Origin of the sequence: Ornithinibacter sp., from assembly GCF_035443565.1 — a bacterium.
Classification (GTDB): Bacteria; Actinomycetota; Actinomycetes; order Actinomycetales; family Dermatophilaceae; genus Fodinibacter.
In genome coordinates, this window is the sequence record NZ_DAORSO010000059.1 from 1 (window position 1) to 5,521 (window position 5,521).

Annotated in this window: 6 protein-coding genes; 4 read left to right on the plus strand and 2 right to left on the minus strand. The window is 72.5% G+C overall.

All coding sequences use genetic code 11. The annotated features are described in order from the left end of the window. The first annotated feature begins 104 nt into the window (after window positions 1–104). From def to dapF, 3 genes are read left to right on the plus strand one after another with little or no spacing between them, the layout of a single operon-like run. Window positions 105–710, plus strand: a complete 606-nt coding sequence (gene def, locus PLL68_RS08135) for a peptide deformylase (RefSeq protein ID WP_324533273.1) — start codon at window positions 105–107, stop codon at window positions 708–710. Then, window positions 700–1,662: a tRNA (adenosine(37)-N6)-dimethylallyltransferase MiaA gene (gene miaA, locus PLL68_RS08140; RefSeq protein WP_324533274.1), complete on the plus strand. Its 963-nt coding sequence runs from the start codon at window positions 700–702 to the stop codon at window positions 1,660–1,662. Before def ends, miaA begins: the two co-directional genes overlap by 11 nt. Further along, a complete protein-coding gene (gene dapF, locus PLL68_RS08145) occupies window positions 1,655–2,545 on the plus strand; it encodes a diaminopimelate epimerase (RefSeq protein WP_324533275.1) in 891 nt (296 codons plus the stop codon). Before miaA ends, dapF begins: the two co-directional genes overlap by 8 nt. On the opposite strand, the gene PLL68_RS08150 is transcribed toward dapF, so the two are convergent. Both PLL68_RS08150 and PLL68_RS08155 read right to left on the minus strand, forming a co-directional pair. Continuing rightward, complete coding sequence (locus tag PLL68_RS08150) at window positions 2,523–3,407, minus strand: LLM class flavin-dependent oxidoreductase (RefSeq protein WP_324533276.1); 885 nt, start codon at window positions 3,405–3,407, stop codon at window positions 2,523–2,525. The two genes, dapF and PLL68_RS08150, sit on opposite strands and share 23 nt — an antisense overlap. Next, entirely contained in the window at window positions 3,404–4,009 is a 606-nt protein-coding gene (locus PLL68_RS08155) for a class I SAM-dependent methyltransferase (RefSeq protein WP_324533277.1), read from the minus strand. The genes PLL68_RS08150 and PLL68_RS08155 overlap by 4 nt, the downstream gene beginning before the upstream one ends. A gap of 76 nt (window positions 4,010–4,085) precedes the next feature. On the opposite strand from PLL68_RS08155, the gene hflX reads away from it, so the two are divergent. Continuing rightward, a partial coding sequence (gene hflX / locus PLL68_RS08160) for a GTPase HflX (protein ID WP_324533278.1) occupies window positions 4,086–5,521 on the plus strand: 1,436 nt, incomplete at its 3' end.

A 5,521-nucleotide genomic window follows, 5' to 3' on the forward strand; every position in this document is an offset into this window, starting at 1 on the left:
CGGCGTGTCCGGGGGCGACGATGACGATCGACGGGTTCACCCGACGATCGTAGGAGCAGGTGTCCGGCTCGCTCACCCGACAGCGCCTCTGAGAGAATCACGGCATGCCGATCCGTCCCGTCGTCGTCACCGGTGAGCCAGTCCTGCACCAGCGTGCCCAACCCGTCGAGGTCATCGACGACGAGGTCCGTGCCCTCGTGGCCGACATGTTCGAGACGATGGATGCCGCCCGCGGAGTCGGGTTGGCGGCTCCCCAGATCGGTGTGGGGCTGCGGATCTTCACGTGGCAGCTCGCGAACGACGACGGCATCCCCGAGCGTGGCGTCGTCATCAACCCCTACCTGACGTCGGCCAAGCCGCCCGTGGGCGACCCGGACCCCCACGACGAGGTCGAGGGCTGCCTGTCGGTCCCCGGGGAGTCGTTCCCGCTGCGCCGGGGGGAGAGCGCCTCCCTCGTCGGCCAGGACCTCGACGGCAACGAGATCCGCTACGAGGCGACCGGCTGGTTCGCCCGCATGCTCCAGCACGAGTACGACCACCTCAACGGTTTCCTCTACGTCGACCGGCTCACCGGCAAGTGGGCCCGGCGGGCGCGCAAGGCGGTCAAGGCCAACGGGTGGGGTGAGCCGGGGATCTCGTGGACGCCGGGCGTGGATCGCGACCCCTTCGGTCACGACGACGACCCGCCCGAGGAGGAGCGTGTCGACTGACGGCGAGCCCTTCGTCGTCGCCGTCGTCGGGGCGACCGCCACCGGCAAGTCCGACCTCGGCATCGCGCTGGCGCAGCTGCTCGACGGCGAGGTCGTCTCGGCCGATGCCAGCCAGCTCTACCGGGGCATGGACATCGGCACGGCCAAGGTGCCCCTCGCGCAGCGGCACGGCATCGCGCACCACCAGATCGACGTCCTCGACGTCACCGACGAGGCGACGATCGCGGGCTACCAGCGCCATGCACGAGCCGACGTCGACGCGGTCCTCGCGAGGGGGCGGGTCCCTGTCGTCGTCGGCGGCTCGGGTCTGTACGTGCGGGCACTGCTCGACCACCTCGACCTCCCTCCGACCGATCCCGACGTCCGGCAACGGCTCGAGGAGCGCGCAGACGCCGAGGGCACGACCGCCCTCCTTGCCGAGCTGAGGGAGCTGGACCCCGTCGCGGCAGCGGCGATCGAACCGAACAACACCCGGCGGATCGTGCGCGCCCTGGAGGTCATCGAGCTCACCGGGCGGCCGTTCAGCGCGACGATGCCGACCCGGCAGGCCCTGCGCCCCACGGTCTTCGTGGGTCTGCGCGTCGACCGGGAGGCACTCGACCGCAGGATCGAGCGCCGCACCCGCCAGATGTTCGCCTCGGGCCTGGTCGAGGAGGCCAGAGGCCTCGTGGGTGCCGGACTTCGCGAGGGGCGCACGGCGAGCCGGGCGGTCGGCTACGCGCAGGCGCTCGCGGTCATCGACGGATCCATGTCGGTCGAGGAGGCAGAAGCCGACACCGCGCTGCGGACCCGCCGGTTGGTGCGGCGGCAGGAGTCGTGGTTCGGCGCCGATCCGCGCATCGGGTGGTTCGACCCCACCGAACCCGACCTCGTGGACCGGGTGGCGCGAACGATCGAGGACGCGGCGTCCACGGCACGGCGGGTCAGGTGCGACGATGAGCCCCATGGCTGAGCGGTTGACCTTCACCAAGGGGCACGGCACGGAGAACGACTTCGTGCTCGTGCCCGATCTCGAGGGCGTCCTCGACCTCACCGCACCGCTGGCGGCGGCCATCGCCGACCGTCGTGCGGGGGTGGGCGGCGACGGGGTGATCCGCGTCGTGCCGACCGAGGCGGCCAGCGACCAGGCGGTGCGCGACCAGGCACCGCACGCGCGCTGGTTCATGGACTACCGCAACGCCGACGGCAGCCTGTCGGAGATGTGCGGCAACGGCACCCGCGTCTTCGCGGCGTTCCTGCGCCGCGAAGGGCTGGAGAGCGCTGACGAGTTCGCCATCGCCACCCGCGCCGGGGTCAAGCACGTGCGGGTCGATGGCGACGGGTTCGCCGTCGGGCTCGGCCCGTGGCGCCTCGGCGACCCGGCGACGGCCCAGCGCGACGGGTTCGATGCGCTGGTGCACCTCGACGACCTCGAGCCGTTCTCGGCCCTGACCGTCGACGTCGGCAACCCCCACACCGTCGTCGCCCTGCCGGAAGCCGTCGACCTCGACGCGGTCGACCTCACGACCGCCCCGGCCGTGCGCCCGGAGCCGGTGCACGGCACCAACGTCGAGATCGTCCGGCCCCTCGGGCCCGGCCACGTCGCGATGCGGGTCTTCGAGCGCGGGGTCGGTGAGACCCGCTCCTGCGGCACCGGTGCCTGCGCGGCGGCGATCGCGACGAGCTTCTGGGCCGGGTCCCTCGACACCGGCTCCACCTGGGTGGTCGACGTGCCGGGTGGCCGGCTCACCGTGCGGCTGCTCCCGGACCAGGGCGTCGAGCTCGCCGGTCCGGCGGCGCTCGTGGCCGACGGGGTCATCGACCTCGCGCAGCTCAGCCGTCGAGCGCAGCCCTGACGTCGGTGCCGAGGAACTCGACGAACCCGTCGAGGTCCGGCTCGTCCTGCGTCGGCTGGAACACCACGGTCGTGGCGCCGATCGCGGCGAGCCGGCGCACGGCATCCGCGATCGTCGCGGCGTCGCCGGCGACCCCGCGGCCGGGGGCGCCGTCGGTCTGACCCCACCGCGCCAGCTCCTCCTCCACGCGCTGGTGGGCCCGGGGCCCGGTGGCGGCGATGAGGTGGGCGAGCACCGGCATCGGCGTGCCGTCGGCGCCGCGGCCCTGCGCCCAGCCGAGTCGACCTGCGGCCACGGAGGCCTCGAGCTCACTCTCGGAGACGGCCGACCCGATGAGGATGCCGTCGCCGTACCGGCCCGCGAGCTCGAGGGTCTTCGGGCCACCGCCGCCGATGAGCAGCGGGCTGCCCGGCTCCGGCGGCCAGTCGAGCTTCACGCGGTCGAGGTGCACGTAGCGACCCGAGGTGCTCACCTCGTGGCCGTCGAGCAGCAGCCGCATGGCCTGCGCGTGTTCGCGCAACAGCGTGAGCGGAGAGCGTTCCCGGGCGCCGACCTGCCCCATCCAGTCCTGCACCCCGTGGCCGATGCCGGGCAGGAAGCGGCCCGGGAAGAGCCGGTGCACCGTCGCCACCTCCATCGCGAGCAGGGCCACGTTGCGCAGCGGCACCGGGGCCAACCCGATGCCAACCTGCACCCGGTCCGTCCAGGCCAGCGCCGCTGCAGCCGCCGCGACCCCCGACTCCTTGAAGCAGTCCTCCCACACCCAGAGCTCGTCGAGGTGACGGTCGGCGGCAGCAGCCAGCGGGCGCAGCGCCTCGGGAGGCAGCGTCGGGACGAGCACGATCCCGAGCGAGGGGGTCATGGCGTCCTCACCTCGAGGACCCGGAAACCCTTGCTCGACGCGAACCGGCCACACGGCATCCCCAACTCACTCTCGATCCAGCGCTGGAGGCTGTCGGAGCCCAGGTTCTTCTGCACCACCAGGTAGGCGACGCCCCCGGGCGCAAGACGGGTCAGCCACGTGCGCAGCAGGTCGTGCAGCACGGCCTTGCCGACCCGGATCGGCGGGTTGGACCAGATGAGGTCGAAGCGCACGTCATCCGGGATGCCGTCGGCCGTCGTCGCGGTGATCCGCCCCAGTCCCAGCGCGGCGGCGTTGCGGCGGGTGAGGTCCAGGGCACGCTCGTTGACGTCGAGGGCGTGAATGGTCGCGTTCGGGGAGGACAGGGCGAGGGTGAGGGCGATCGGCCCCCAGCCGCAGCCGAGGTCGAGGAAGGTGCCGGTGGCCGGGGGAGCGGGTGCCTCGTCGAGCAGCACCGCGGTGCCCTTGTCCAGGCCGCCGGGGGAGAAGATGCCGGGCGCGACCTCGACCTCGACAGGGCGCCCGGCAAGGCGCACCCGCACCCGGCGCCGCTCGTTCGGGCTCGCCGGGTCGGCCGTGAAGTAGTGGTCGTTCTCAGTCATCGCAGGGCACACGCTAGCGCCGCGCGGAAGAAAGCGGTCGCCGTGGGGCGTTGCCCGGTGAGACCCTAGGGAGAACATGACTTCGAACCACAGCATCTCCGGGCGAGCCGACGCGCTCGCCGACGACACGACCTTCGACGAGTCCGGCTTCGTCCTTGACGACGACGCCTCCTTCGACGGTGACCAGCTCGACCGCGAGGAGCGCGCCGCGCTGCGCCGCGTCGGCGGGCTCTCGACCGAGCTCGAGGACGTCACCGAGGTCGAGTACCGCCAGCTGCGCCTCGAACGCGTCGTGCTGGCCTCGGTCTGGTGCGAGGGCACCGCCGAGGACGCCGACAACTCGATGCGCGAGCTCGCGGCCCTCGCCGAGACGGCCGGTTCCGAGGTGCTCGCCGGGCTCGTCCAGCGGCGGGCCAACCCCGACCCCGCGACCTACCTCGGCAAGGGCAAGGCCGCCGAGCTGCGCGACATCGTCATCGCCGAGGGCGCCGACACGGTGGTCTGCGACACCGAGCTCGCACCGAGCCAGCGGCGAGCCCTCGAGGACGTCGTCAAGGTCAAGGTCATCGACCGCACGGCCCTGATCCTCGACATCTTCGCCCAGCACGCCAAGTCCCGTGAGGGCAAGGCGCAGGTCGAGCTCGCCCAGCTGCAGTACCTCCTCCCGCGACTGCGTGGATGGGGTGAGTCGATGTCCCGGCAGGCGGGTGGCCAGGCTGCCGGCGGCCAGGGCATGGGCTCGCGTGGCCCGGGTGAGACCAAGATCGAGCTCGACCGTCGCCGGATCAACACGCGCATCGCCAAGCTGCGGCGTGAGATCAAGGAGATGAAGACCGTCCGCGACACCAAGCGGGGGTCGCGCAAGGCCAACGCCGTGCCGAGCGTCGCGATCGCGGGCTACACCAACGCCGGCAAGTCGAGCATCCTCAACCGGCTGACCGGTGCCGGCGTGCTCGTCGAGAACGCGTTGTTCGCGACCCTCGACCCGACCGTGCGCAAGGCCGAGACGCTCGACGGGCGGCTGTACACCCTGACCGACACCGTCGGGTTCGTGCGGGCCCTGCCGCACCAGCTCGTCGAGGCGTTCCGCTCGACGCTGGAGGAGGTGGCCGAGGCCGACCTGCTGCTGCACGTCGTCGACGGCTCCCACCCCGACCCCGAGGGCCAGATCTCGGCCGTGCGGGCCGTGCTGGCCGACGTCGACGCCACCGACGTGCGCGAGGTCATCGTCATCAACAAGGCCGACGTCGCCGACCCCGAGGTCATCGCGCGGCTGCGCCGGCACGAGAAGCACTCGATCGTCGTGTCCGCCCGCAGCGGGGAGGGCATGGAGGAGCTTCGCGCCCTCATCGGCGACGAGCTTCCCCACCCGGACGTCGAGGTCGAGGTGCTCGTGCCCTACAGCCGGGGCGACCTCGTGAGTCGCCTGCACGAGCAGGGTGACGTGCTGGAGTCGCGCCACGAGGCCGAGGGAACGCGGGTGCGAGCCCGGGTGCACGCGAACCTCGCCGC